Annotated in this window: 25 protein-coding genes; 12 read left to right on the top strand and 13 right to left on the bottom strand. The window is 72.5% G+C overall.

The window, feature by feature from the left end:
• Positions 1 to 156: 156 nt before the first annotated feature.
• The 7 genes from ACFYP3_RS08235 to ACFYP3_RS08205 form a co-directional block, all read right to left on the bottom strand.
• Entirely contained in the window at positions 157 to 1878 is a 1722-nt protein-coding gene (locus tag ACFYP3_RS08235) for a dipeptide ABC transporter ATP-binding protein (protein WP_388828659.1), read from the bottom strand.
• Complete coding sequence (locus ACFYP3_RS08230; RefSeq protein WP_388828656.1) at positions 1875 to 2867, bottom strand: ABC transporter permease; 993 nt, start codon at positions 2865 to 2867, stop codon at positions 1875 to 1877. The genes ACFYP3_RS08235 and ACFYP3_RS08230 overlap by 4 nt, the downstream gene beginning before the upstream one ends.
• Positions 2864 to 3847 carry an ABC transporter permease gene (locus ACFYP3_RS08225; RefSeq protein ID WP_388828653.1) on the bottom strand — a complete coding sequence of 328 codons (984 nt, stop codon included), beginning with the start codon at positions 3845 to 3847 and terminating at the stop codon, positions 2864 to 2866. Before ACFYP3_RS08225 ends, ACFYP3_RS08230 begins: the two co-directional genes overlap by 4 nt.
• Positions 3844 to 5583 (bottom strand): ABC transporter substrate-binding protein, encoded by a 1740-nt coding sequence (locus tag ACFYP3_RS08220; protein ID WP_388828650.1) that lies wholly within the window; start codon positions 5581 to 5583, stop codon positions 3844 to 3846. The genes ACFYP3_RS08225 and ACFYP3_RS08220 overlap by 4 nt, the downstream gene beginning before the upstream one ends.
• A 170-nt stretch (positions 5584 to 5753) precedes the next feature.
• Positions 5754 to 5849: an Ms4533A family Cys-rich leader peptide gene (locus ACFYP3_RS08215; RefSeq protein WP_351301183.1), complete on the bottom strand. Its 96-nt coding sequence runs from the start codon at positions 5847 to 5849 to the stop codon at positions 5754 to 5756.
• 70 nt (positions 5850 to 5919) lie between these two features.
• Positions 5920 to 7281 (bottom strand): DUF3152 domain-containing protein, encoded by a 1362-nt coding sequence (locus ACFYP3_RS08210; RefSeq protein WP_388828647.1) that lies wholly within the window; start codon positions 7279 to 7281, stop codon positions 5920 to 5922.
• Between the two features lie 5 nt (positions 7282 to 7286).
• A complete protein-coding gene (locus ACFYP3_RS08205) occupies positions 7287 to 8288 on the bottom strand; it encodes an alpha/beta fold hydrolase (RefSeq protein WP_388828644.1) in 1002 nt (333 codons plus the stop codon).
• Between the two features lie 138 nt (positions 8289 to 8426).
• Here ACFYP3_RS08205 and ACFYP3_RS08200 point away from each other — a divergent pair, with 138 nt between their 5' ends.
• The 4 genes from ACFYP3_RS08200 to ACFYP3_RS08185 all read left to right on the top strand — a co-directional run bounded on the left by ACFYP3_RS08200 (position 8427) and on the right by ACFYP3_RS08185 (position 10227).
• Entirely contained in the window at positions 8427 to 8642 is a 216-nt protein-coding gene (locus tag ACFYP3_RS08200; RefSeq protein WP_388828641.1) for a hypothetical protein, read from the top strand.
• A 149-nt stretch (positions 8643 to 8791) separates the two neighbouring features.
• Positions 8792 to 9445, top strand: a complete 654-nt coding sequence (locus tag ACFYP3_RS08195) for a TetR/AcrR family transcriptional regulator (RefSeq protein ID WP_388828638.1) — start codon at positions 8792 to 8794, stop codon at positions 9443 to 9445.
• A gap of 142 nt (positions 9446 to 9587) precedes the next feature.
• Complete coding sequence (locus ACFYP3_RS08190; RefSeq protein ID WP_030709995.1) at positions 9588 to 9815, top strand: DUF3107 domain-containing protein; 228 nt, start codon at positions 9588 to 9590, stop codon at positions 9813 to 9815.
• Between the two features lie 109 nt (positions 9816 to 9924).
• A complete protein-coding gene (locus tag ACFYP3_RS08185) occupies positions 9925 to 10227 on the top strand; it encodes a hypothetical protein (RefSeq protein WP_388828634.1) in 303 nt (100 codons plus the stop codon).
• Between the two features lie 110 nt (positions 10228 to 10337).
• Here ACFYP3_RS08185 and ACFYP3_RS08180 read toward each other — a convergent pair whose 3' ends face one another.
• Positions 10338 to 11096 (bottom strand): ferritin-like fold-containing protein, encoded by a 759-nt coding sequence (locus ACFYP3_RS08180; RefSeq protein ID WP_388828631.1) that lies wholly within the window; start codon positions 11094 to 11096, stop codon positions 10338 to 10340.
• A gap of 447 nt (positions 11097 to 11543) precedes the next feature.
• Here ACFYP3_RS08180 and ACFYP3_RS08175 point away from each other — a divergent pair, with 447 nt between their 5' ends.
• The 3 genes from ACFYP3_RS08175 to ACFYP3_RS08165 all read left to right on the top strand — a co-directional run bounded on the left by ACFYP3_RS08175 (position 11544) and on the right by ACFYP3_RS08165 (position 14802).
• Positions 11544 to 13574 carry a DEAD/DEAH box helicase gene (locus ACFYP3_RS08175; RefSeq protein WP_388828628.1) on the top strand — a complete coding sequence of 677 codons (2031 nt, stop codon included), beginning with the start codon at positions 11544 to 11546 and terminating at the stop codon, positions 13572 to 13574.
• Positions 13575 to 13694: 120 nt separating this feature from the next.
• Positions 13695 to 14549, top strand: coding sequence for an alpha/beta fold hydrolase (locus ACFYP3_RS08170; RefSeq protein WP_388828625.1), 855 nt, complete (start codon positions 13695 to 13697; stop codon positions 14547 to 14549).
• A 100-nt stretch (positions 14550 to 14649) separates the two neighbouring features.
• Positions 14650 to 14802 (top strand): hypothetical protein, encoded by a 153-nt coding sequence (locus tag ACFYP3_RS08165; protein WP_388828622.1) that lies wholly within the window; start codon positions 14650 to 14652, stop codon positions 14800 to 14802.
• 72 nt (positions 14803 to 14874) lie between these two features.
• On the opposite strand, the gene ACFYP3_RS08160 is transcribed toward ACFYP3_RS08165, so the two are convergent.
• From ACFYP3_RS08160 to ACFYP3_RS08145, 4 genes are all read right to left on the bottom strand, one after another.
• Positions 14875 to 15480 carry a MarC family protein gene (locus ACFYP3_RS08160; RefSeq protein WP_030710003.1) on the bottom strand — a complete coding sequence of 202 codons (606 nt, stop codon included), beginning with the start codon at positions 15478 to 15480 and terminating at the stop codon, positions 14875 to 14877.
• Between the two features lie 73 nt (positions 15481 to 15553).
• On the bottom strand, positions 15554 to 16417 hold the full coding sequence (locus tag ACFYP3_RS08155; protein WP_388828619.1) for a PHP domain-containing protein: 864 nt from the start codon (positions 16415 to 16417) through the stop codon (positions 15554 to 15556).
• An 82-nt stretch (positions 16418 to 16499) separates the two neighbouring features.
• Positions 16500 to 17144: a DUF6758 family protein gene (locus ACFYP3_RS08150; protein ID WP_388828616.1), complete on the bottom strand. Its 645-nt coding sequence runs from the start codon at positions 17142 to 17144 to the stop codon at positions 16500 to 16502.
• Positions 17145 to 17204: 60 nt separating this feature from the next.
• Complete coding sequence (locus ACFYP3_RS08145) at positions 17205 to 17789, bottom strand: suppressor of fused domain protein (RefSeq protein WP_388828613.1); 585 nt, start codon at positions 17787 to 17789, stop codon at positions 17205 to 17207.
• Positions 17790 to 18163: 374 nt separating this feature from the next.
• On the opposite strand from ACFYP3_RS08145, the gene ACFYP3_RS08140 reads away from it, so the two are divergent.
• Positions 18164 to 19279: a magnesium and cobalt transport protein CorA gene (locus ACFYP3_RS08140; RefSeq protein WP_388828610.1), complete on the top strand. Its 1116-nt coding sequence runs from the start codon at positions 18164 to 18166 to the stop codon at positions 19277 to 19279.
• 31 nt (positions 19280 to 19310) lie between these two features.
• Positions 19311 to 19826: a hypothetical protein gene (locus ACFYP3_RS08135; protein ID WP_388828607.1), complete on the top strand. Its 516-nt coding sequence runs from the start codon at positions 19311 to 19313 to the stop codon at positions 19824 to 19826.
• A 69-nt stretch (positions 19827 to 19895) separates the two neighbouring features.
• Here ACFYP3_RS08135 and ACFYP3_RS08130 read toward each other — a convergent pair whose 3' ends face one another.
• A complete protein-coding gene (locus tag ACFYP3_RS08130; RefSeq protein WP_388828604.1) occupies positions 19896 to 20696 on the bottom strand; it encodes a hypothetical protein in 801 nt (266 codons plus the stop codon).
• A 200-nt stretch (positions 20697 to 20896) separates the two neighbouring features.
• Here ACFYP3_RS08130 and ACFYP3_RS08125 point away from each other — a divergent pair, with 200 nt between their 5' ends.
• The 3 genes from ACFYP3_RS08125 to ACFYP3_RS08115 all read left to right on the top strand — a co-directional run bounded on the left by ACFYP3_RS08125 (position 20897) and on the right by ACFYP3_RS08115 (position 24056).
• Positions 20897 to 22168 carry a magnesium transporter MgtE N-terminal domain-containing protein gene (locus ACFYP3_RS08125; RefSeq protein ID WP_388828598.1) on the top strand — a complete coding sequence of 424 codons (1272 nt, stop codon included), beginning with the start codon at positions 20897 to 20899 and terminating at the stop codon, positions 22166 to 22168.
• 178 nt (positions 22169 to 22346) lie between these two features.
• Positions 22347 to 22853 (top strand): DUF1003 domain-containing protein, encoded by a 507-nt coding sequence (locus tag ACFYP3_RS08120; RefSeq protein WP_383563839.1) that lies wholly within the window; start codon positions 22347 to 22349, stop codon positions 22851 to 22853.
• A 42-nt stretch (positions 22854 to 22895) separates the two neighbouring features.
• A complete protein-coding gene (locus ACFYP3_RS08115) occupies positions 22896 to 24056 on the top strand; it encodes an Mrp/NBP35 family ATP-binding protein (RefSeq protein ID WP_388828595.1) in 1161 nt (386 codons plus the stop codon).
• Positions 24057 to 24135: the final 79 nt, after the last annotated feature.

Genomic DNA, 24135 nt, shown 5'->3' with positions numbered 1-24135 from the left:
AGGCGGTCGCCGTCGGTCAGGCGACCCGCCGCGGGAGAACTCAAGCGGATATGCCGAAGGCGCGACGGACGGTTGTCCGTCGCGCCACCGGAAGGGGTGAAGAGTCGTAACTTTCCCGTACGGTTCGCGTTCGAGCACGCTAGAAGTACGGCCTGGCTACTGGGCGAAGGCCTCCTGCCGCGAGGTGCGGCGCTCGGCGGCCCGTACGGGGTCCAGTGCCGGGACCGCGGCCAGCAGCCGGCGCGTGTACGGGTGGACCGGGCGGTCGTAGACCTCGTCCACCGGGCCCTCCTCCACGATCTCGCCGGCCCGCATGACGGCCACCCGGTCGCTGACCTGCCGGACCACCGCCAGGTCGTGGGCGATGAAGACCAGCGCGATGCCGAGCTCCCGCTGGAGCTCCGCCAGCAGGGCGGTGACCTGCGCCTGCGTGGTCACGTCGAGGGCGGAGACCGGCTCGTCGCAGACGATCAGCCGGGGGCGGGGCGCCAGGGCCCGGGCGATGCCGACCCGCTGGCGCTGGCCACCGCTGAACTCGTGCGGGTAGCGGTCGTAGTGCCCCGGCTCCAGCCCGACGCGCAGCAGCAGTTCCCCGACGCGGGCGCGCACGGCCGCCTCGTCCCGTTCCCCGGCCGCCCGCAGCGGGTCGGCGACGGACTCGCCGACGGAGCGGCGCGGGTTGAGGGAGGACACCGGGTCCTGGAACACCATCTGCACGCCGTCCGTGATCCCGACGGCCTCGGCGCCGTCCCGGCGCACCTGCCCGGAACCGGGCTCCAGCAGTCCGACGAGCATCCGCCCGAGCGTGCTCTTGCCGCTGCCGCTCTCCCCCACGATCCCCAGCGTCTCCCCGGCCCGCACGGCCAGCGACACCCCGTCCACGGCCACGACCCGTCGCTTGCCCCGCCCGAACTCCCGGCGCAGCCCGAACACTTCGACGACGGGCTCCGCCGAAGCCACCCCCGCCGCAACCTCCAGCCCCGCCGGCGATTGGGGCGCGGGGCCCGGGGCGGGGCCCCGATCTTTGAGCCCCGCCGGCGATTGAGGCGCGGGTCCGGGCAGAGCCCGGGAGGCCCGCGGCGTGTCCAGCCTCGGCACCGCCGCCAGCAAGGCCCGCGTGTACGGCTCCTTCGGTGCGGCCAGCACGGAAGCCACCGCCCCCCGCTCCACGGCGGAGCCACCCCGCATGACCAGCAGTTCGTCGACGTTCTCCGCCGCCACCCCCACGTCGTGGGTGACCAGCAGCAGTCCGAGGCCGCGCTCCTCCCGCAGCCCGTGCAGCAGGTCCAGGATCTGCGCCTGGACGGTGACGTCCAGCGCGGTCGTCGGCTCGTCGGCGATCAGCAGCCGCGGCTCGCAGGCCAGTGCCATCGCGATGAGGGCCCGCTGCCGCATGCCGCCGCTGAACTCGTGCGGCCGCGCGCGGGAGCGGCGTACCGCGTCCGGGATCCCGACCCGGTCCAGCACCTCGACGGCCCGCGCCCGCGCGGCCCGCCGGGAGACGTCCGCGTGGACCCGGTACACCTCGGCGATCTGGTCGCCGATGGCGTAGTACGGGTCGAGGGAGCTCAGCGGGTCCTGGAAGACCATCGCGGCGGTCCCGCCCCGCAGCCGGCGCAGCTCGGCGGCCGGGGCCGCGGCCACGTCGGTGCCGCCCACCCGGACGGTGCCGGTCAGCCGTGCGCCCGTGCCGCGGTGCAGTCCCAGCAGGGCCGCGGCCACGGTCGACTTGCCGCTGCCGGATTCGCCCACGATGCCCAGGGCGCGTCCCGGGTCCAGGGTGAAGGAGAGCGCGTCCACGGCCCGTACGTACTCCCCCGCGCCGCCGACCGGGAAGTCGACCACGAGGCCGTCGACCTCCACCAGTGGTTCCGTCATGCGAGGGTCACCCTTCGGTCCGCGGTGGCGTACAACACGTCGGCGAGCGCGCCGGCGAGGACCACGGCCGTGCCGATGGCCAGGACGACGCCGACAACGACGGGCAGGTCCACGACCCGTACCCCGTCGATGAGGGTCTTGCCGAGGCCGGGGATCCCGAACAGCGACTCGGTCAGTACGGCGCCGCCGATCATCGTGCCGAAGTCCACGGCGCTGAGCGCGATCACGGGGGCCACGGCGCCGCGCACCGCGTGCCGCGTGACGACGGCCCGCTCCCCCACCCCGTAGGCGCGGAAGGTGCGGATGTGGTCCTCGGCGAGGGTCTCCAGGGTCGAACTGCGGGTGAGCCGGGCGTACTTGGCGCTTTCGAAGAGGCCGAGCGTCACCCACGGCAGGAGCAGGTTCCAGGCCCACTGCTCGGGGTCCTCGGTCAGTGGCACGTACGTCGGGAAGGGCAGCCACTGGAGGTAGGCGCACACGCTCATGAGCAGCAGCAGACCCAGGATGAAGACGGGGGTGCCGGTCCCGGCGAGCGTGAGGACGGTCAGGGTCCGCTCGGTGATGCCGCCGCGGCGCAGCGCGGACAGCAGTCCGGTGCCGACGCCGACCACCAGCCAGATCACCAGCGCGCCCAGCGCGAGGGAGAGGGTGGCGGGCAGCCGCTCCAGGATGAGCTCGGTGACCTGCTGGTCGTTCTGGTACGAGAATCCCAGGCAGGGCGCGTCGCAGTGCAGGACGAGCCCGGCTCCGCCGGAGTGGTCGCGGCCCACCAGCAGCCCCTGGAGGAAGTGCAGGTACTGGGTGAGCGCCGACTCGTTCAGCCCGAGCTGTTCGCGCACCTGGGCGATCTGCGCCGGGTTGCAGCGCTCCCCGCAGGCGAGCCGGGCGGGGTCACCGGGGGCGAGGTAGAAGAGGGCGTAGACGAGGACGGACAGGGTGAGCAGCACGAGCAGGGCGCCGCCGGTCCGTTTGAGTACGAAGCGGGTCACTGCTCGCGTTCCTTTCTGGTGCCGACCCGCAGGCGGGAGCCTTCGCGCGGGTCGAGGGCCGTGCGGACGGCGTCGCCGAGCACGGTGAAGGCGAGCACGGTGGCGAAGAGCAGCCCGGCGGGGAGCAGGACGTAGGCGGGGTCGGCGCGGAACCAGGTCTGGGCGCTGGACAGCATCTGTCCCCAGGACGGGGTCGGCGGTTTCACGCCGACGCCGAGGAAGGACAGGGAGGCCTCGGCCACCATGGCGGTGGGGACCTTGATCGCGGCGTAGGTGATGACGGGCGCCGCCAGCGAGGGCAGCAGTTCGCGGCGGGCGACGCGCAGCGTGCTGTTGCCGGAGAGCCGGGCGGCGTCCACGAAGTCCAGGCCGCGCAGGGCGAGGGTCTGGGCGCGCACCATCCGGGCGACGCCGCCCCAGTCGAGCAGCCCGATGATCAGGACCAGCAGCAGCGGCCGGGGGAAGTCGGGCGGGACCACGGCGGTGAGGGCGATGCCGAGGACCAGCATGGGCAGGGCGATCATCACGTCGGTGAACCGGCCGATGAGCTGTCCCACGAAGCGGTTGCCGAGGGCGGCGGCGAGCCCGGCGGCCACCCCGACGGCCGTCTGGACGAGGGTGGCGCCGAGGGCGACGAGCAGGGAGACCCGGGCGCCGTACGCGAGCCGGGTGAAGAGGTCGCGGCCGGTGCCCGGTTCGACGCCGAGCCAGTGGTCTGCGGAGATCCCGCCGAAGGAGCCGTACGGGACGCCGCCGCGGGCGGAGTCGACGAGGTCGTCATGGTAGGCGTTCGGGTCCTGGCCGGTGAGCTGGGCGAGCAGGGGCGCGGTGAGGGCGATCACGACGAGGAGGGCGAGGACGCCGGCCGCCGCGAGGGCCGCGGGGCGGCGGCGCAGGCGCCGCACGATCCGGCGGCCGGTGCCCGCGCCCGGGGTGATGATCCCGGGCGCGGTCACTGATCGTTCGGTGGTGACGGTCACTTGACGGAGACCTGCGAGATGTCGAGGACGCCCGTCCAGTCGCTGATCACGACGTTCTTGACGTCCTTGCCGACGAGCCGCTTGTAGACCGGGTGGAAGAGCGGCACGTCGAGGGCCTGCTCACCGATCTTCTTGTCGAGGGCGCCCCAGCGCTTGCCGGCCGCCGCGAGGTCGGTGAGCTTGGCGATCTCGTCGATCTCGGCGTTGACGGCCGGGTCGTCGAGCTGCGCGTGGTTGTAGTTGGAGCCGTTGGTCACGATCTGCCGGCCGTCGAAGATCGGGGCGAGGAAGGGGCCGCCGGACGGCCAGTCGGCGCCCCAGCGGGAGAGGAAGAAGCCGGGGGTGTTCTTGGCGTCCCAGCGCTTCTCGTTGAAGGCGTTGTTCTCCAGTCCCTCCAGCTTGACGGTGATGCCGGCGGCGGCGAGGGACTGCTGGACGGCGGTGGCGACCTCGGGGCTGGTCTGGCGGTTCTGCGCGGTGGAGTGGGTCAGGGTGACGGTGAGGCCGTCGGGGAAGCCCGCCTCCGCCAGCAGCTGCTTTGCCTTGGCCGGGTCTCCGGTCTTGCCCGCCGGGAAGTGGTCGTACGGGGTGAAGCCGAAGGCCTCGCGCTCGGGCAGGAAGGTGGTGGCGGGCTCGGCGAGCGCGGAGCCGCCGGCTGCGTTGATCACGCTGGTGCGGTTGACGGCGTAGGAGACGGCCTGGCGCACCTTCGGGTTGTCGAAGGGGGCCACCTTCGGGTTGAAGGCCAGGTAGTTGACATAGCCGAAGTGGCCGGTGCCGATGCGCCCCTCCAGTTCCTTGTTGCTGCCGATCTGCGCGAGTTCGGCGGGTCCGAGGTTGGTGTCGGTGGTGATGGCCGCCGCATCGGGGCCGGAGCTGGTGGACAGGCGCTGGTTGATGACGGCGGAGTCCAGTCCGGAGCGGACGTCGATCTTGTCCGGGTAGGCCTTGCGCTCCTCGTCGGTCTTCTGGTCCCAGTGCTCGTTGCGCTCCAGGGTGAGGTGCTCGCCGTCGTTGTCGTTCTTGACGACCTTGTACGGGCCGGAGGAGACGGGGTGCTCCTCGTACTTGACGCCGGTGTCCTTGGCCTTGGGGACGGGCGCGAACTGCGTCTGCGTGGCGACGAAGGGGAACTCGCCCTCGGGCTTGCGCAGTTTGAAGACGATCGTCTTCGCGTCGGGCACGACGATCGAGTCGAGGCCCTTGCCGCCGTCCTTGTAGGGACCCTCGTACGTCTCCCCGCCGACCAGCCAGTCGCGCAGGTAGGGGGCGCCGCCCGACAGCTCGCCTGCGAAGGACCGCTCGATGCCGTACTTGATGTCGGCGGTGGTGATCGGGGAGCCGTCCTCGTACTTCAGCCCGTCCTTGAGCGTGTACGTCCACTCGGTGGCGTCGGCGTTGGGCCTGCCGGTGTCGGTGGCCAGGTCGGGCACGACCTTGGTGCCGGCCGCCCCGGCTTCGCGGTTGCGGGTGGTCAGGGTGCGGAAAACCAGCGAGGGAACGTTTCCGCCGCCCGAGGTGTAGAGGCGGGCCGGGTCGAAGTCGCTCTGCGGCTCGGAGTTGAGCACGGTCAGGGTGCCGCCCTGCTGCGGCGCACCCCCGGCGGCGCCCGGCTTGTCGCCCGAACCGGCCTTGTCCGCGCCGTCCTTGGGCCCGCAGGCGGCGGCGCCCCCGGCCAGTACGAGGCTGACGGCGACCGCGGCCACGCGGCGCGATATGTGGGACTGACGCAACATCGGAGAAGGACCTCTCGGCGTGAAGGAGGAAAAGGAGGAGAAGGCCACGCCAGGGGCAGCGATCGGTGCCGGAAAAGGGGTCACCGATGACAAAGGAGCCGCGCCTGCGGGCATGCGTACACCCGGGCGCGGCGAAACGGGGAAAAGGGTCGCGGCGCTTCAGGCGGGCGTCAGCGACAGAGGATGTCGGCCACGCTGTGCGCGGTCACACCAAGCAGCGCCAGCTCGATGGCGGCGCTCGCGGTCATGGTGTGGTGCTGCGACATGCGGAGAACCATCGCCGATGATCGGACGGATTGTCAACGCGCCCGCCCGCCCCGCCACCGCGTCCCGACATCAACTGCCGGGGAACACCCAGGGGTTGGGCTTGCACGGGATGCCGCCGATGTCGAGGGACTTCGTCTGCTGCTGCATGATCGGCGCGAGGGCGCCCGGCGTCTGGCAGTTCACGTGCCCGTGTCCGAGCCGGTGACCGACCTCGTGGTTGATGAGCATCTGGCGGTAGGCGAACATCTGGTCCGGGCCGTAGGTCGCGGAGCCCTGCGCCCAGCGGAACGCGTTGATCATGACCCGGGAGGTCGACGCGGAGTCGCAGGAGACGTTGTCGACGGTGGTGTCGAGGTCGGACTTGGCGCACCAGACGCCGGTCGTCCCGGGGCTGGCCAGTGTGATCACGAAATCGGCCTCGCCGCCCGGCACCCGCTCGAAGGTCATCGTGCCCCCGTGGGCCCAGCTGCGCGGGTCGTTGAGGGTGCGCTGGACCGCCTCGGCGAACAGCTGCGGGTCCAGGCCGAGGCCCTGCTCGACGTCGACGCGGTAGCGCACGAGCCTGCCCTTGCCGGGGGCTTTGGCCACCCCGGGCACGGTGTCGAAGGTCCCGGGGCCGGTGAGCTTCGCGTCGATCGGCAGCTGCTGGGCCATCTGCTGCTCGTACGTCAGCTCCGGCGCGGGTGCGGCGGAGGGCGCGGCCGCCGCGGCGCCCGGGGTGGGGCGGCCGTCCGAGCGGGAGGCGGCCGTGTCGGACCGGCCCTTGCCGGGGGCGGCCGCGGTACCGCTCTTGGCGCCGTCGCCGTCCGCGAGCACCTGGCCCGCGACGACGACGGCGAGGACGGTGGTGACGGCCGCGGCGGCCATGCCGGTGTACGTACGGACCTTGTGGCCGCGGCCGGGGCCGGGCGGCTCCTCGACCGGGTCGACCGGTGTGCGCGGCCCGGGCACGCGGCGGTGCGAGCCCGTGGAGGTGAAGGGGTCGGGCTCGGGAGCCGGGGCCGGGGGCCGGGCCGGGGCTTGGGCCGGCTGCTCCAGGACCACCCGGGGGAAGCCCACCGCGGGGGTACCGAAGGCCGGGGTGTCGGAGTCCAGGAGGGCCGCGCCCGCGGCGGGCGCGGCCGGGGCGGCGCCGTCGGTGGCGCGGCGGGGGCGCGGGACGCCGTGCCAGTCGCCGTACACGGAGTCGGGGCGGGCCCCCCAGGCGCCGCCGGGCTCGTACTGCTGGGGGTGCCCCCCGGCCCGGGCGCCGGCGAACGGCGGGTCCTGGGAGACGTACCCCTGGTGGGTCACGGTGGGTTCGGGCCAGTGCGCGGCGGGCGGTTCCTCGTACGGCGGCCACGGCTCGTACTCCGCCTGCTGCGGGGCGGGAGCGGGGGCCGCGGCGGGAGCCGCGGCCGGACTCGGGCCCTTGCGACTATGTCGTCCCACGGTCCTCAGCCTCTGCCGTCTTCGGTATCTCGGTCGGTCTCGCCCTCGCCCGTGCCCGTGTCGTGCAGCAGCTCCCGGAAGGCGGCGGCGACCACCTCGGGGTACTCCATCATCGCCACGTGCCCGGCCTCGGGCAGGCTCAGCAGTCGCGAACCCCGGAAGGCGGCCGCGGCCTTGTGCGCCATACGGTACGAGACCAGTTGGTCCCGGCCACCGTAGACCAGCAGGGACGGCGCGAGAACCCGCTGCGCCTGACGCCACAGCCCGTGCTGGCCGCCGAGGGTGTAGGCGTCGACGATGCCGCGCGAGGAGCGGGTCATCGCCTCCCAGAAGTACGGCAGGGCCATCCGCCGCTCCATCTCCTCCACGGCGTGCCGGAACCCCTCGGGTGTCACCCGGGAGGGGTCTCCGTAACAGAGGTCCGTCACCCCGCGGGTGCGCTGCTCGGCGCTGAGGCCCCGCGTCAACCGGCTGAAGAGCCCGGCCACCCCCGGTACGGCGAGCAGCGCGGTCGGCACGGCCGACTTCTGCACGCGCAGTTCGGGCAGGGCGGGCGAGATGAGCGTCAGGGTGCGCACGAGGTCGGGCCGGACGGCCGCGACCCGGGTGGAGACGGCGCCGCCCAGGGAGTTCCCGAACAGGTGGACGGGACCGCGCCCGGCGGCGTCGAGGTGGCGGATGACGGCGCGGGCGAACGCGGTGACGGAGTAGTCGCGGTCGGCGGGCGGCGGGGACCAGCCGAAGCCGGGCAGGTCCAGGGCCTCGCCGTCGACGGTGTCGGCCAGCTGTGCCATCAGGTCCGACCAGTTCTGGGAGGAACCGCCCAGTCCGTGCACGAAGAGCGCGGGCGGCAGCCCCGTGCGCTGTGGCGGGCGCACCCGCACGGCCAGTTCCAGCCCGGGCAGCGAGGCGGTGCGCAGCTGCTCTCCCTCGGCCACCCGGACGGCTCCCACCAGGGAGGACAGCTCGGCGGTGGACCGTACGCCCGGCAGCTCGGTCGAAGACATGCGGGCAATGTTACGAGACGATCACGCTCCACTTCCTGTGTTCGCGGTCACAGACACAAGCGGATCCGGATCCGCATAGCGGTGCATCCGCGATCCTCCTAGGCTCATAGGTGAGAGCAAGGAAGCGAGGGGAGCGGCATGACTGTCGACCCTGCGGAGCCGGACACCTTCCGGGAGCCGTCCCCGGAAATCCTCGATCCTGAGGCGCCCGAGGCGGATGTGGCGGAGCAGCTGGCCGAGCTCCGGCCGGACGAGGACGACCCGATGACCGGTGCGGAGGTGGGCGAGGCCGCGGACGGGGACGCGGCCGAGCAGGCGCGGGTGGTGCCGATCGACGAGGACGACTACCGCTGACCGACCTCCGACCGACCGCTGACCAGCGCCTCCGGGCCGTCCGTACCTCGAGAAAACTCGGCTTGGACCCTCCAGATTCGGTTACCGAAAAGTACGATGGCGGGCGCGGCGCAGAGCGCACTGTGTTCTTAGAGAAAGTGGGAGGCGGCGTGACAGCCATCGAGCAGACCGAGGCAGCGCGTCCGCGGGGCACGCGACTGCCGCGCCGAGCCCGACGCAACCAGCTCCTGGGCGCGGCGCAGGAGGTTTTCGTCGCGCAGGGGTACCACGCGGCGGCGATGGACGACATCGCCGAGCGGGCCGGAGTGAGCAAGCCGGTGCTCTACCAGCACTTCCCCGGCAAGCTCGACCTGTACCTGGCGCTGCTGGACCAGCACTGCGAGGCCCTGTTGCTGGCCGTGCGCACCGCGCTCGCGTCGACGACGGACAACAAGCTGCGCGTGGCCGCGACGATGGACGCGTACTTCGCGTACGTGGAGGAGGAGGGCGGCGCCTTCCGGCTGGTCTTCGAGTCCGACCTGACGAACGAGCCGGCGGTGCGCGAGCGCGTGGACCGCGTCTCGCTCCAGTGCGCCGAGGCCATCTGCGAGGTCATCGCCGAGGACACCGGCCTGTCCCGGGACGAGTCGATGCTGCTGGCCGTCGGCCTGGGCGGGGTCTCGCAGGTCGTGGCCCGCTACTGGCTGTCGAGCGAGAGCCCGGTCGCACGTGACACGGCGGTCGGCCTGCTGACCTCGCTCGCCTGGCGCGGTATCGCCGGCTTCCCGCTGCACGGCGCGGAGCCGACTGGCGAACAGGTCTGAGCCGACCAGCGCGCGGCCCGTACCTGCCGTTGTTCGCTGCCAGCGTGTCCGTTCCGCGCGGTCCCCATCCCCTCACCGGGCTAATGTGGACCGCGTACGGCGCGGCTGATCGCGCGAACCGGATCGTCGGAGGGACAAAGCCGTGGAGGTCAAGATCGGCGTGCAGCACGCACCCCGGGAGATCGTGCTGGAGAGCGACCTGAGCGCCGAGGAGCTGGAGAGCATCGTCACCGCGGCGCTGTCCGGCAACGAGCCGCTGCTGAGCCTCACCGACAACAAGGGCCGCAAGGTCCTGGTGCCGTCCGACCGCCTGTCGTACGTCGACCTGGGTGAGCCGAGCGTGCGCAAGGTCGGCTTCGGCGCGCTCTGAGAACTGTCGCGAACGGCCCGGTGGTTGCTTCCACCGGGCCGTTTCCCTTTCTTCCGCTTCGGGTAGGACCGCAGTGACCCGGTTTGCCCTGACGTATGGGAGAGACCTCATGCTGCTGATGGAAGTGCTCGGCTCCGCTCTGTTGGGCCTCGCCCTGTCCGCAACAGCCGCCCGAGTGCTCGCACGCCGACTGCCGTCCCGGAGAGTGGTGCTGGTCAGCGGGGTGCTGGGGGCGTTGTTCGGGGCGTATCTCACCCACTTCGCCCTGGGTCCCGGGCACAACACCCTGCCCGCCACCTTCGTCGGCGGGGTGCTCGTGTCGGCCGTGGTCCTGTCCCTGTTGCTCCGTCCGGCCGCCGGGCCCCGCAGGCCCGCCCGCAGGACTCCGTTTTCACTCCCGTCGCAAGGCTGACCCCTGAGGATCCGCTGACGGACGTAGGCCGGCCCCGGCGCGCACGATGCGCGCCGGGGCCGGCGTACGAAGCCCTGGGGGCCCTGGGGAGCCGTGTGGGGCCCGTCCGGTCAGGCGGCGAGGCCGAGGGCGGCCATCCGCTTGGTGTGGGCCTTGGTGATCCGGGTGAACATCTCGCCGACGGCCGCCAGGTCGAAGCCGGCCGCCATGCCGTCGACGCCGCCGACCAGCATGGTCGAGAGGGCGTCGCGCTCGGCGACCACCCGCTGTGCCTGCGAGAGGGCCTCGCCCATCAGCCGGCGGGCCCACAGCGCGAGCCGGCCGCCGCAGCGCGGGTCGGCCTCGATCGCGGCGCGCACCTTCTCGACGGCGAAGTTGCCGTGGCCGGTGTCGTCGAGCACGCCGAGCACGAGCGCGCGGGTGTCGGTGTCCAGGTGGGAGGCGACCTCGCGGTAGAAGTCGCTGGCGATGGAGTCGCCGACGTACGCCTTGACCAGGCCCTCCAGCCAGTCCGACGGAGCGGTCTGGCGGTGGAAGTCGTCGACGCCCTTGGCGAAGGGCTCCATGGCGGCGGTGGGCGCGACCTCGATGGCCGTGAGCCGGTCCCGCAGCCGCTCGAAGTGGTGGAACTCGGCGGAGGCCATCGCGGCGAGCTCGGCCTTGTCGTCCAGGGTGGGCGCGAGCTTCGCGTCCTCCGCGAGGCGCTCGAAGGCCGCGAGCTCTCCGTACGCGAGCGCGCCGAGCAGGTCCACGACGGCGGCCCGGTACTGCGGCGAGGCAGAGGCGGTCGCCCAGTCCTGGGAAGCGATGCCGACGGCTTCGTCGGGTGCGCTGTCGTCGGCGGGCGAGGCGTTTTCTACGGTCGACATGCTCCGCACAATAGCCCGCCGAATGGCCCTCCAAGGCACCACTCCGGTTGACCGGCTGTCCAGCTAAACGCGTCTACCCGGTGAATTCACCCGACACACCTGCGCGATTCCGGGGTACAGTGGTAATGCGCCTGCCGAACTTTCGGCGGGCCATCCGAATGAGGATGCCCGGTCGGTGGCCCGATCGGCTCCAACCGACCGCCCTCGGTGTGGTGCGTACGTTCATGCGTACCGCCTCCCACGAGGGGCCCCCTCAGCGGCAGATGCGCCTGAGCGAAGGCTAGTGGTCCCGCGCAGCTTCGTACGTAGCAGTACTGCAAGCACGGCACGGTACGACCCCCCTCGCCGCCTCGCGCCGCGTCTCACAGAAGAGGCAGCACCCTGACTACGTTCCGAGACCTCGGGATCCTTCCCGAGACGGCCGAGGCCCTTGAGGCCGTCGGCATCGTGTCCCCCTTCCCGATCCAGGAGATGACCCTTCCCGTCGCCCTTTCCGGCACGGACGTCATCGGCCAGGCCAAGACCGGTACCGGCAAGACGCTCGGTTTCGGCCTTCCCCTGCTGGAGCGGGTCGTCGTCCCCGCGGACGTGGAGGCCGGCCGGGCCAAGCCCGAGCAGCTGACCAACGCTCCGCAGGCCCTCGTGGTGGTTCCGACCCGCGAGCTGTGCACCCAGGTCACCAACGACCTCCTGACCGCGGGCAAGGTCCGCAACGTCCGCGTCCTCGCCATATACGGCGGCCGCGCGTACGAGCCCCAGGTCGAGGCGCTCAACAAGGGCGTCGACGTGATCGTCGGCACCCCGGGCCGCCTGCTCGACCTGGCCGGGCAGAAGAAGCTCGACCTCTCGCACGTCAAGGCGCTCGTCCTGGACGAGGCCGACGAGATGCTCGACCTGGGCTTCCTGCCCGACGTCGAGAAGATCATGAACTACCTGCCGGCGAAGCGGCAGACGATGCTGTTCTCGGCGACCATGCCGGGCGCGGTCATCGGCCTCGCCCGCCGGTACATGACGCAGCCCACGCACATCCGCGCCGTCTCCGAGGACGGCGAGGGCGCGACCGTCGCCAACATCGCGCAGCACGTCTTCCGCGCGCACAACATGGACAAGCCGGAGCTCGTCTCCCGCATCCTGCAGGCCGAGGGCCGCGGCCTGGCCATGATCTTCTGCCGTACCAAGCGCACGGCGGCCGACATCGCCGAGCAGCTGGAGAAGCGCGGCTTCGCCTCGGGCGCCGTCCACGGCGACCTGGGCCAGGGTGCGCGCGAGCAGGCGCTGCGCGCCTTCCGCAACGGCAAGGTCGACGTGCTGGTGTGCACCGACGTCGCCGCGCGCGGCATCGACGTCGAGGGCGTGACCCACGTCATCAACTACCAGACGCCGGAGGACGAGAAGACCTTCCTGCACCGCGTGGGCCGCACCGGCCGCGCGGGCAACAAGGGCATCGCCGTCACCCTGGTCGACTGGGACGACATCCCGCGCTGGCAGCTGATCAACAAGGCGCTGGAGCTGGACTTCCACGACCCGGTGGAGACGTACTCCACGTCCCCGCACCTGTTCGAGCAGCTGAACATCCCGGCCGGCACCAAGGGCATCCTGCCGCGCGCCGAGCGCACGCGGGCCGGCCTGAAGGCCGAGAACCTGGAAGACCTGGGCGAGACCGGCGGCCGCGGTGGCCGCGGCGGGCGCTCCGGTCCGGCCGCTGCCGCCGTGGTGACCGAGGAGCGCCCCGCGCGCACCCGTACGCCGCGTCAGCGCCGCCGCACCCGTGGCGGTGCGGAGCAGGCCGAGGACGCCGTGGCCGCCGCCGTCACCCCCGTGGTGGACGCGCCGGCCGGGCCGGCCGTCGACGAGCCGCGCCGGCCGCGCCGCCGCCGCACCCGTGTGGGCGCGGTGCCGGCCCAGGCCGTGGAGACCGCTCAGGTCGTGGAGGCCGCTCCGGCCGCCGTGGCCGCGGCTCCCGCGGCCGCGGTGACCCCGGTCGCCGAGGAGGCCCCGGCCGCGCCGCGGCGCGCCCGCACCCGCAAGGTCGTGGAGAGCGCCCCGGAGCCGGACTTCCAGATGGCCGCGCCCGTGGAGCCCGCGCCCGTCCGGGCGCGCCGCCCGCGCAAGATCGTGGCGAGCGCCCCCGAGCCGGACTTCCAGATGGCCCCGCCCGTCGAGCCGGTCAAGGCGCGGCGCACCCGCAAGGTCGCGGCCGCCCCGGTGACCCCGGTCGCCGAGGCCGCCGTCGTCGCCGAGGAGGCGCCGGTCAAGCCGAAGCGCACCCGGACCCGCAAGGTCGCGGAGGCCGCTCCGGTCGCCGAGGCCGCCGCGGTGGCCGTGGCGGAGGAGGCTCCGGCCAAGCCGAAGCGGACCCGCACCCGCAAGGTCGCCGAGGCCGCTCCGGTCGCCGAGGCCGCCGCCGTGGCCGAGGAGGCGCCCGCCAAGCCGAAGCGCACCCGCACCCGCAAGGTCGCGGCCGCCCCGGAGGCGTAGGCACCCGAGCACCGCACCGACGGCCCCGTCCCCCTTCCGAGGGGGCCGGGGCCGTCGGCGTACCCGGGGTCGTCCGGGGGAGGCTGCGCCCGGAACCTACGGGCCGGTAACCTCTGGCCCATGAGCAAGCCGCCGCGCCTGACCCTGCCCGCCGCCGCCCGCGCGTACCTCCTCACCACCGATCGCGGCGCCTTCGCCGTGCACGAAGCCGGTGAGCCCGTCCGCGGCACCGCCCTGCTGGTCCCCGGCTTCACGGGCAGCAAGGAGGACTTCATCGGCCTCCTGGAGCCGCTGGCCGCCGCCGGCTACCGGGTGATCGCCGTCGACGGGCGCGGCCAGTACGAGAGCCCGGGCCCGCGCGAGGAGTCGGCGTACGCCCTGGAGGAGCTGGGACGGGACGTGCTCGCGCAGGTCCGCGCCCTGGGATCGGACCGGGTGCACCTGGTCGGCCACTCGCTCGGCGGGCTGGTCTCGCGCGCCGCGGTGCTCCGCGACGCCTCGCCCTTCGCCTCGCTCACCCTGATGAGCAGCGGCCCCGCCGCGATCGCCGAGGAGCAGCAGGCGCGTACGAAGCTGCTGGTGGCGGCGCTGGAGGCGATGGGCGGGGACATGCCGGCCATCTGGGCGGCGATGCGCGCCCACGATCCGCAGGACGCGGCCGCGGACTCCGCCGAGCTGGCGGAGTTCCTGCGGGGGCGGTGGGTGGCGACCGTTCCCGAGCAGTTGATCGTCACGGGCCGGGTGCTGATCTCCGAGCCCGACCGGGTGGCGGAGCTGGGCCGGACCGGGCTGGCGAAGCTGGTCCTCTCGGGGGCCGTCGACGACGCGTGGCCGGTCCCGCTGCTGGACGAGATGGCCCGGCGCCTGGGCGCCGAGCGGGTGGTCGTCCCGGGTACGGGGCACTCCCCGAACGCCGAGGATCCGGCGGTCACGGCCGCCGCGCTGGCCGCCTTCTGGGACACCTGCACCGGCTAGTACTTAGCCAGTGAAAAAATTTCCTTAGCGTAGGGAATGATTGCGGCCTACACTTCGTTGAACCCTCTGCAAGGAGAACACTGACGAAGGGAGAAGCCCCATGCGCTTCGAGATTCTGCGCCTGGACGACGTCGACGGATCCGCCGTGGACAGCACCGTCGTGGACGCGGCCTCCGTCAACCGGATCGTGCAGCAGGCCGCAGCCGTCGGCCAGCGCATTCTGATCCGACCGGCCGAGAGCGCGTCCCTCTGACGCCCGCACGAAAACGTTCGCGCCCCCGCACCGACCCGGTGCGGGGGCGTTCGCATGCGCGGGGCCGTCGGCTCAGGCGCCCCGTACGACCTGGAGCACGCCGTTGATGATCTGCTGGACGGCGATCGCCGACAGCATCATGCCGGCGAGCCGCGTCACGAGGACGACGCCGCCGTCCTTGATGACCCGGATGATCACCAGCGAATAGCGCATGGTGATCCACAGCACGACGTGCATGGCGATGATCGCGGCCCAGACGGAGACCTGGCCGACGGCGCCGTCCGCCTTCTGCACGGCCAGGATCACGGACACGATCGCACCGGGCCCGGCGAGCAGCGGCATGCCCAGCGGCACCAGGGCCACGTTCACGTCCTTGGTCTGCTTCGGCTCGTCGGTCTTGCCGGTGAGCAGGTCCAGCGCGATGAGCAGGAGCAGCAGACCGCCGGCGATCATCAGCGCCGGGACGGACACGTGCAGGTAGTCCAGGATCTGCTGACCGCAGATGCCGAAGACGGCGATGACACCGAAGGCCACGCAGACGGCCTGCCACGCCATCCGGCGCTGCACCTTGACGGGGCGGCCGGAGGTCAGGGCGAGGAAGATCGGCGTGATCCCCGGGGGGTCCATAATCACAAAAAGCGTGAGAAAAAGGGATCCGAAGACGGCGAAATCAAACACAGTGATGCCTTGCAGGAGAGAGGGGTGTCGCGAAAAGGGGTGGGGACGGGTGGAGCGGGCCGTGAGGGGCCGGTCAGCGCTCGCGTCCGCCGGCGCCGGGCACGGGGAAGGCCCCGGTCGCGCGGCGCGTGATCTCGCCGTAGATCTCGGGGTCGGTCGTGTACTCCCCGAGGCGGCAGGTCTTGCGGCTGCCGTGGTAGTCGCTGGACCCGGTGGTCAGCAGTCCGAGGTCGGCCGCCAGGCCGCGCAGCCGCGCGCGGGTGTCGGCGTCGTGGTCCATGTGGTCCACCTCGATGCCGTCCAGGCCCGCGGCCGCCAGCTCGGCTATCGCGGACTCGGGCACGCACCGGCCGCGCTTGACGGCGGCGGGGTGCGCGAAGACGGTGACACCGCCGGCCGCCTTGACCAGGCGGATGGCGTCGAAGGGGTCGAGCTCGTGCTTCTCGGCGTACGCGCGGCCGCCGTCGGCGAGCCAGTCGGGCGTGAAGGCGTCCGAGACGGTGGGCACGACACCCAGCTCGACGAGGGCGGTGGCGACGTGCGGCCGCCCGACCGAGCCCTCGCCGGCGATCCGCGCCACCTGCTCCCAGGTGACGTCGACGCCGAGCGCGCGCAGCTTGTCGACCATGGTCCGGGCGCGGGGGGTGCGGTCGTCCCGGACGAGCTCCCGCTCGCGGGCGAGCTCCGGCTCCTGCGGATCGAAGAGGTAGGCGAGCATGTGCACGCCGATCCCGTCGAGCCGGCAGGACAGCTCGGCCCCGGTCACGAGGGTCAGTCCGGCGGGAAGGGCCGCGAGGGCCTCCCCGTATCCGCCCACGGTGTCGTGATCGGTCAGCGCGACCACGTCGAGCCCCGCGGCGGCGGCGCCCAGCACCAGCTCGGCAGGGGTGTCCGTACCGTCGGACGCCGTGGAGTGGGCGTGCAGGTCGATGCGCACAGCCGAGCTCCAGAGGTCGTACGGACGGGTGGGGGACACTCCAGGATAACCGGGCGCAAGGGGCACCCCGCCCCGGAAGGATCTACGCCGGGCCCAGGATGCGCGGGCTCAGGGCCCCGCAAGGAAGGAGCTCGACCTCCGCTCCCGCGTCGCGGAGGTCGGTGAGGACGAGCTCGTCGTACATGAGGAGGCCGGACTGCTCCGGCCAGACGATGGCCCAGAGCCACAAGCCCCTCGCCTCCCCCGCGAAGACGGCCCGGTCGTCGGGGGCTCCGTTCAGGTGCCACAGCGGGCTCGGCCGGCCCGCGGCGACGACCTTGGCGTGCGGCGGTGACGAGACGTCGATGTAGGAGCCGGGGTCGGGTCCGTCGATGCCCGCGTACCGCGCACCGAGGCCCACGCCCAGTTCCTCGGCGACGAGCACCAGCTCGCCGATGCCGCCCAGCGGGCCGGGGCCCGAACAGGCCACGGCCGTCGCCCGGCCGCCGCTGCGGTCGTCACCGGCGGACGCGATCCCGGTGAACAGCCACCCCACCGGCAGCGGCCACGGCATCCACACCGGCACCCGGGCCCGGTGCACCACCACGCCCAGGCCTTCGACACTGGGCGGGATGACGGGTTGGAGGGGGTGGACGGCGCCGTGCAGCGCACATTGCCAGGAGTCGGAGAAAAGTCCGGGCGCCCTGACCCGGCCACCGCACTTCGGGCAACTTGGTTCACCCCTCATAGGAAGCCACGCTCCTCCCCGCCCGGCCGCCCGTCAAGGCGCGGTCACCCGTCCGGGCCGTCAGTCCAGCGCGACGGCGGTACGCAAAGGGTCCCGCAGGTCCGTCCCGCGCGCGAGCCAGCGTTCCTGGAGGGCGGCCGCGCCGTGCACCCGTTTCCACGCGGCCTCGTTCGCCGTCATGGGCAGCAGGGGCAGGAACTGCACGGGATCCATGGGCTCGTCGAGCTCCAGGTCCTCCACCAGACCGCCGGGTTCCGCCACGAGGACGGAGCTGAAGGGGGCCCCGTCCCACAGCGGATCGCCCACGTCCAGCGAGGCCCCGGGCGCCACGACGAGCCCTTCGACCTGCGGGGACGCGGCCAGCACCGCGAGCGGCCTGAGCAGTTTGTCGGTGGGCGCCAGCCCTCCCCGTACGGTCAGCACGAGCTCGGCGCGCGGGCCCCGTACGGGGTCGGCGACCACGGCGGTCGGATCGGTCATCGGGTGCGCGGACATCCCGAGGGTCGCGTAGCGCACGAGGTCGCCCTCGGCGAAACGGAGTACCTCGATGCGGTCGGTGCCCAGGAAGGTGACGGCGGCGCGGGCGTCGGGTTCACCGAACGCGGTGCGCAGCCGGGCCTCGACGAGGGCCAGAATTTCTGCCATGGAGCGAGCATAGAACTCGTATCAGGCGGGTAAAGGGCGGGTCTTGACCATCCGTCGGCTGATAGTGTTGACAGCTGTTCGGGGCCGCGTGCCGAAGCATGCCTGGCACCCCGGAGACAGGACCTCCCCCACGGGGGACCGGCCGGAGGAGGTGGGGCTGCAATGGATCGAAGTCGATCGTGCAGTACCAATCGCTCTTCCGCTTCTGTGACGGCCGCTTCCCGCCCCGTCTGATCTCCCGATCAGTAGAAGAGCGACGGCAGAACTTTGTCCTCCCGTCCTGTTCCCTCCCCCGAGCCCGGGCCTGCCCGCCCGCGGTCGTGGAGGGTCTCCCACCCGTACGGTCCGCAGCCGTGCGTGCGAAGGAGCCTGCCATGTCGATGCTGCCCTACCTGCGTGCGGCCGTCCGCCCGGCGCTGCGCAAGTCCACCCCCGCCCAGCCCGGCTACGACACCACCCGTGACCCGTCGGCGAGCAGCGCGGTGGTCGACTGCGCCGTGTACCGCGACGGCCGGCGCGTGCTGGGGCCGGCGTGTCTGACGCCGCGTGAGGCGATCCGCCGGGTCCGCGAGGACGGCGGTTTCGCCTGGATCGGCCTGCACGAGCCGACCGGGGCCGAGTTCGCCGGGATCGCCGCCACCTTCGGACTGCACCCGCTGGCCGTGGAGGACGCGGTCCACGCCCACCAGCGGCCGAAGCTGGAACGCTACGACGACACGCTCTTCACCGTCTTCAAGACGATCCACTACGTCGAGCACGCCGAACTGACCGCCACCAGCGAGGTGGTGGAGACCGGCGAGGTGATGTGCTTCACCGGGCCCGACTTCGTCATCACCGTGCGGCACGGCGGCCAGGGCTCCCTCAAGGGGCTGCGGCACCGGCTCCAGGACGACCCCGACCTCCTCGCCAAGGGCCCCTCCTCGGTCCTGCACTCCATCGCCGACCACGTCGTCGACGGGTACATCGCGGTCGCGGCGGCCGTGCAGGACGACATCGACGAGGTGGAGAGCGACGTCTTCGCCGCCCCCGCCAAGGGCAGTGCGCGCGGCGGCGACGCGGGCCGCATCTACCAGCTCAAGCGCGAGGTGCTGGAGTTCAAGCGGGCCGTCTCGCCGCTGCTGCGTCCGATGGAGCTGCTGAGCGAACGGCCGATGCGGCTGGTGGACCCGGACATCCAGAAGTACTTCCGGGACGTCGCCGACCACCTGGCGCGGGTGCACGAGCAGGTGGTGGGCTTCGACGAGCTGCTGAACTCGATCCTGCAGGCCAACCTCGCGCAGGCGACCGTCGCCCAGAACGAGGACATGCGCAAGATCACCTCGTGGGCGGCGATCATCGCCGTGCCGACGATGATCTGCGGCGTGTACGGGATGAACTTCGAGCACATGCCCGAGCTCCAGTGGAAGTACGGCTACCCGATGGTGATGGTCACGATCGTCGGGATCTGCTTCACCATCCACCGCGCGCTGCGCCGCCACGGCTGGCTGTAGGGCGGACGGAGGGACCCCCTACCCTGTCCGCATGACTCTCAGCACGCTCGACCTGGCCCTCGTCGAGGAGGCCACCAAGAAGTCCGGCCTGATCTGGGTCCGCGGCGCCGGGGCGGACCGCGCCCTGTGGCACGCCTGGGTGGACGGCGCGGCGCACGTCGTGGGCGACGGGCCCGGTGAGCAGCCGTTCCCGGGGCTGGCGGACGGCGCGGCGGCCGAGGTGACCGTGCGGAGCAAGGACAAGGGCGGTCGGCTGGTGGCCTGGACGGCGACCGTGCGCGAGCTCCCGCCGCGCGGCGAGGAGTGGGCGGCGGCGGTGGCCGAGCTCAAGGGCAAGCGGCTGAACGCGCCCGACTCCGAGGACATGACGGAGCGGTGGGCGCGGGAGTGCCGGCTGCTGCGGCTGGAGCCGCTGTCGGTGCGGTCCGAACTGCCGGAGGGCTCGCTGGCGGCGGCCCCCCTGGCCTCCCCCGCGATCACGCGCAAGCCGATCCCGGCGGGCCTCCCGAAGCTCCTCCTGAAGCGCAAGAAGGCCGCCCGGGGTTAGGCCGTCTCCTTCGGTTCCTGCCTGACCGCTCCGCGACCCTGGCGGAGCGGTCGGTGGCCCGAGGACGGCTCAGGGCTTGGTGGGGTTCGCGCCCTGGCCGGAGCCCTTGGAGGAGGCCGGGGCGGGCTCGCCGCTCTGGTCCTTCGTCTCCTTCGTCGTCGGCAGCTGGCTGCCGTAGTCGACCGTCTGGTCCTGCGCGGGCGGGTCCAGCGGGAACGGCTTGCCCCACTCCGCGAGTTCGACCCGGCCGGCGCCGCCGGCCCGCTCCATGAGCAGCGGGTACGGGGTGCCCTCCAGGGACACCGAGAGCTTGCCGCCCTTGCCCGCGTCCGCGGTGACCTGCACCGCGCGGGTGTGCCCGACCTTCGTGTACGAGCCCTTGGCGAGCTCGCCCTCCAGGCCGAGCAGCCCGTCCAGCAGCACGTCCATGTCGGTGAACCCGCGGAACTGCTTGTACGAGGGGTCGCCCTCGGGCACCTTCACGTACTTGTCGCCGAGCTTGCCGGCCGAGTCGGACTGTCCCCAGAACGCCGCGCTCGCCTTGAGGTACAGCTGCTCGCCCACGCGCAGCAGCTGGAAGGTGTCGTCCTTCGACTTCACCTCGCCGGAGCCGCCGTCCGACTTCAGCCGCATGTCGAGCGTGAAGGACTTGCCGCCGCTGACCAGCGTGCCGGACAGGTGCACCGAGTCGGCGCCGGTGGCGGCCGCCTTCGCCTTCTCCTCGATCTTGTCGGCGGAGAGCTTGCCGACACCGTTCGTGCCCTCGTCGGGGTCCTCCCCGCAGCCCGTACCGGTGACGGCGAGGCCCGCGCACAGCACACCGATGAAGGCGGCCCGGCGCAGCCGCGCGGCAGGGAAGTAGGCGGTCACGTGCGGGTGCCTCTCGTCGGTCGTCTGCGAGCAGCAGGCAGCGTACCCGGCCGTACGCCGCCGCCCGCGACCGCGCCCCGCGGAGGCGGGGGGAGGGCCCGCCGGGCCCCGGGCGGACCGCCCACCAGGACGCTTGCCCGCGGCACGGGCTAGCCTGAGGGCCCGTACGACTGTTGGTGGACGCTCTAGGAGGCGCTCGGATGGCTGCAGGCGCCCCGCGGATCTTCGTCTCGCATCTGTCGGGTGTGCCCGTCTTCGACCCCAACGGCGACCAGGTCGGGCGCGTCCGCGATCTGGTCGCGATGCTGCGCGTCGGCGGCCGGCCGCCCCGGCTGCTGGGTCTGGTGGTCGAGGTGGTCAGCCGACGCCGGATCTTCCTGCCGATGACGCGCGTCACGGGCGTGGAGTCCGGGCAGGTCATCACCACCGGTGTCGTCAACATGCGGCGCTTCGAGCAGCGCCCCACCGAGCGGCTGGTCCTGGGCGAGCTGCTCGACCGCCGGGTGACGCTGGTCGCGAGCGGCGAGGAGGTCACCGTCCTGGACGTGGCCATCCAGCAGTTGCCGGCCCGCCGGGACTGGGAGATCGACCGGATCTTCGTGCGGAAGGGCAAGTCGGGGGCCCTGCGCCGGCGCGGCGAGACGCTGACGGTGGAGTGGTCGGCCGTGACGGGCTTCTCGCTGGAGGAGCACGGGCAGGGCGCGGAGAACCTGGTCGCCACCTTCGAGCAGATGCGCCCGGCGGACGTCGCGAACGTCCTGCACCACCTGACGCCGAAGCGGCGCGCCGAGGTCGCCAACGCCCTCGACGACGACCGGCTCGCGGACGTCCTGGAGGAGCTGCCGGAGGACGAGCAGGTGGAGATCCTCGGCAAGCTGAAGGAGGAGCGCGCCGCCGACGTCCTGGAGGCGATGGACCCGGACGACGCGGCCGACCTGCTCTCCGAGCTGCCGGAGGACGACAAGGAGCGGCTGCTGACGCTGATGCAGCCGGACGACGCGGCCGACGTGCGGCGCCTGCTGTCCTACGAGGAGAACACCGCGGGCGGTCTGATGACCACCGAGCCGATCGTGCTGCGGCCGGACGCGACGGTCGCGGACGCGCTGGCCCGCGTACGGCAGGCGGACCTGTCGCCGGCGCTGGCGGCGCAGGTGTACGTGTGCCGGCCGCCGGACGAGACGCCCACGGGCAAGTACCTGGGCACCGTGCACTTCCAGCGGCTGCTGCGGGACCCGCCGTTCACGCTGGTCAGCTCGATCGTGGACACGGACCTGCCGCCGCTGCGGCCGGACGCCTCGCTGCCCGCGGTGACCACGCACCTGGCCGCCTACAACATGGTGGCGGTGCCGGTGGTCGACGAGAGCGGCTCCCTGCTGGGCGCGGTGACCGTGGACGACGTACTGGACCACCTGCTGCCGGACGACTGGCGGGAGACGGAGTTCCATTCCGAGGAGGCCTTGCGTGGCCAGTGAGCGAGGGCGCTTCGACCGGGGGCGCGGTGAGCAGGCGCGTGAGCGGCGGCGCGAGCAGATCCGGGAGCGGCGCGAGCAGGCACGGGTGCAGGCGCGCGAGCACGGGCTGGCGGCGGAGGCGGCGGAACGGTCCGCGGAACGGGCGGGGAAGTCGGCCCAGGGCACCGGGTCGAGCGCGCTGACCCGCTCGCGGGTCCGCCTGGACCTGCCGCGGGCGCCGCGGCGCTCCCTGCTGCCCGAGTACGACCCGGAGGCCTTCGGGCGGCTGTCGGAGAAGGTGGCGCGGTTCCTCGGCACGGGCCGGTTCATCGTCTGGATGACCCTGGTCATCGTGGTGTGGGTGCTGTGGAACATCTTCGCGCCGGACGACCTGCGGTTCGACAAGTACCCGTTCATCTTCCTGACGCTGATGCTGTCGCTGCAGGCCTCGTACGCCGCTCCGCTGATCCTGCTCGCGCAGAACCGGCAGGACGACCGCGACCGGGTCAACCTGGAGCAGGACCGCAAGCAGAACGAGCGGTCCATCGCCGACACGGAGTACCTGACCCGCGAGATCGCGGCCCTGCGGATGGGTCTGGGGGAGGTCGCGACGCGCGACTGGATCAGATCCGAGTTCCAGGACCTGATCAAGGAGATGGACGAGCGGCGGCTATTCCCGGCTGAACGTGATGAAGGCGACCGCTGACGGGCTTTCCCGAGCCCTGCTACCGAGCCGTACCATCGGGGCATGGCTACCGACACAAGCTCCGCCGCCGTGCCTGAGCAGGACGCGATCCTGGACGCTCTGGCGACGGTGAACGACCCCGAGATCCACCGGCCGATCACCGAGCTCGGCATGGTCAAATCGGTGGAGATCGGTGACGGTGGCGCGGTCGCCGTCACGGTCTACCTCACGGTGTCGGGCTGCCCCATGCGCGAGACCATCACCAAGAACGTCACCGAGGCCGTCGAGAAGGTCGCGGGCGTCACCTCCGTCGCCGTCACCCTCGACGTGATGAGCGACGAGCAGCGCAAGGACCTGGCCGCCACCCTGCGCGGCGGCACCGCCGAGCGCGAGGTGCCCTTCGCCAAGCCGGGCTCGCTGACCCGCGTGTACGCGGTCGCCTCCGGCAAGGGCGGCGTCGGCAAGTCCTCGGTCACGGTCAACCTGGCCGCGGCGATGGCGGCGGACGGTCTGAAGGTCGGCGTGGTCGACGCCGACATCTACGGCCACAGCGTGCCGCGCATGCTGGGTGTCGAGGGCCGCCCGACGCAGGTCGAGAACATGATCATGCCGCCGTCGGCGCACGGCGTGAAGGTCATCTCCATCGGCATGTTCACCCCGGGCAACGCCCCGGTGGTGTGGCGCGGACCGATGCTGCACCGCGCCCTGCAGCAGTTCCTGGCGGACGTGTTCTGGGGCGACCTGGACGTCCTGCTGCTGGACCTGCCGCCGGGCACCGGCGACATCGCGATCTCGGTGGCCCAGCTCGTGCCGAACGCCGAGATCCTCGTCGTCACCACCCCGCAGCAGGCCGCGGCCGAGGTCGCGGAGCGGGCCGGCTCGATCGCCGTACAGACCCACCAGAAGATCGTCGGCGTCGTCGAGAACATGTCGGGCCTGCCGTGCCCGCACTGCGACGAGATGGTGGACGTCTTCGGCTCGGGCGGTGGCCAGAAGGTCGCCGACGGGCTGACCAAGACGGTCGGCGCCTCGGTGCCGGTGCTGGGCTCCATCCCGATCGACGTGCGCCTGCGCGAGGGCGGCGACGACGGCAAGCCCGTCGTCCTGTCCGACCCGGACTCCCCGGCCGGTGCGGCCCTGCGCTCCATCGCCGGCAAGCTCGGCGGCCGCGCCCGCGGCCTCTCGGGCATGTCCCTGGGCATCACCCCGCGCAACAAGTTCTAGGCCGCCTCTTCCGGATCGGGCCGGGCACGGCCCGCACCGGGGCGGCGCAGCACGAGAAAAAGGGCACCGCCGGCCGGCG

Origin of the sequence: Streptomyces sp. NPDC005533 (genome assembly GCF_042871845.1) — a bacterium.
Classification (GTDB): domain Bacteria; phylum Actinomycetota; class Actinomycetes; order Streptomycetales; family Streptomycetaceae; genus Streptomyces.
Note: the sequence above shows the minus strand (reverse complement) of the source record. Positions and strands in the feature narration are given on the sequence as shown.

Excerpts from the sequence above, each read along its gene's own strand:
- ACFYP3_RS08180 (WP_388828631.1), bottom strand. The coding sequence starts at position 11,096 with ATGTCGACCGTAGAAAACGCCTCGCCCGCCGACGACAGCGCACCCGAC.
- ACFYP3_RS08205 (WP_388828644.1), bottom strand. The coding sequence starts at position 8,288 with ATGTCTTCGACCGAGCTGCCGGGCGTACGGTCCACCGCCGAGCTGTCC.
- ACFYP3_RS08170 (WP_388828625.1), top strand. The coding sequence starts at position 13,695 with ATGAGCAAGCCGCCGCGCCTGACCCTGCCCGCCGCCGCCCGCGCGTAC.
- ACFYP3_RS08165 (WP_388828622.1), top strand. The coding sequence starts at position 14,650 with ATGCGCTTCGAGATTCTGCGCCTGGACGACGTCGACGGATCCGCCGTG.
- ACFYP3_RS08145 (WP_388828613.1), bottom strand. The coding sequence starts at position 17,789 with ATGGCAGAAATTCTGGCCCTCGTCGAGGCCCGGCTGCGCACCGCGTTC.
- ACFYP3_RS08185 (WP_388828634.1), top strand. The coding sequence starts at position 9,925 with ATGCTGCTGATGGAAGTGCTCGGCTCCGCTCTGTTGGGCCTCGCCCTG.
- ACFYP3_RS08215 (WP_351301183.1), bottom strand. The coding sequence starts at position 5,849 with ATGTCGCAGCACCACACCATGACCGCGAGCGCCGCCATCGAGCTGGCG.
- ACFYP3_RS08150 (WP_388828616.1), bottom strand. The coding sequence starts at position 17,144 with ATGAGGGGTGAACCAAGTTGCCCGAAGTGCGGTGGCCGGGTCAGGGCG.
- ACFYP3_RS08140 (WP_388828610.1), top strand. The coding sequence starts at position 18,164 with ATGTCGATGCTGCCCTACCTGCGTGCGGCCGTCCGCCCGGCGCTGCGC.
- ACFYP3_RS08200 (WP_388828641.1), top strand. The coding sequence starts at position 8,427 with ATGACTGTCGACCCTGCGGAGCCGGACACCTTCCGGGAGCCGTCCCCG.
- ACFYP3_RS08135 (WP_388828607.1), top strand. The coding sequence starts at position 19,311 with ATGACTCTCAGCACGCTCGACCTGGCCCTCGTCGAGGAGGCCACCAAG.
- ACFYP3_RS08125 (WP_388828598.1), top strand. The coding sequence starts at position 20,897 with ATGGCTGCAGGCGCCCCGCGGATCTTCGTCTCGCATCTGTCGGGTGTG.
- ACFYP3_RS08220 (WP_388828650.1), bottom strand. The coding sequence starts at position 5,583 with ATGTTGCGTCAGTCCCACATATCGCGCCGCGTGGCCGCGGTCGCCGTC.
- ACFYP3_RS08115 (WP_388828595.1), top strand. The coding sequence starts at position 22,896 with ATGGCTACCGACACAAGCTCCGCCGCCGTGCCTGAGCAGGACGCGATC.
- ACFYP3_RS08235 (WP_388828659.1), bottom strand. The coding sequence starts at position 1,878 with ATGACGGAACCACTGGTGGAGGTCGACGGCCTCGTGGTCGACTTCCCG.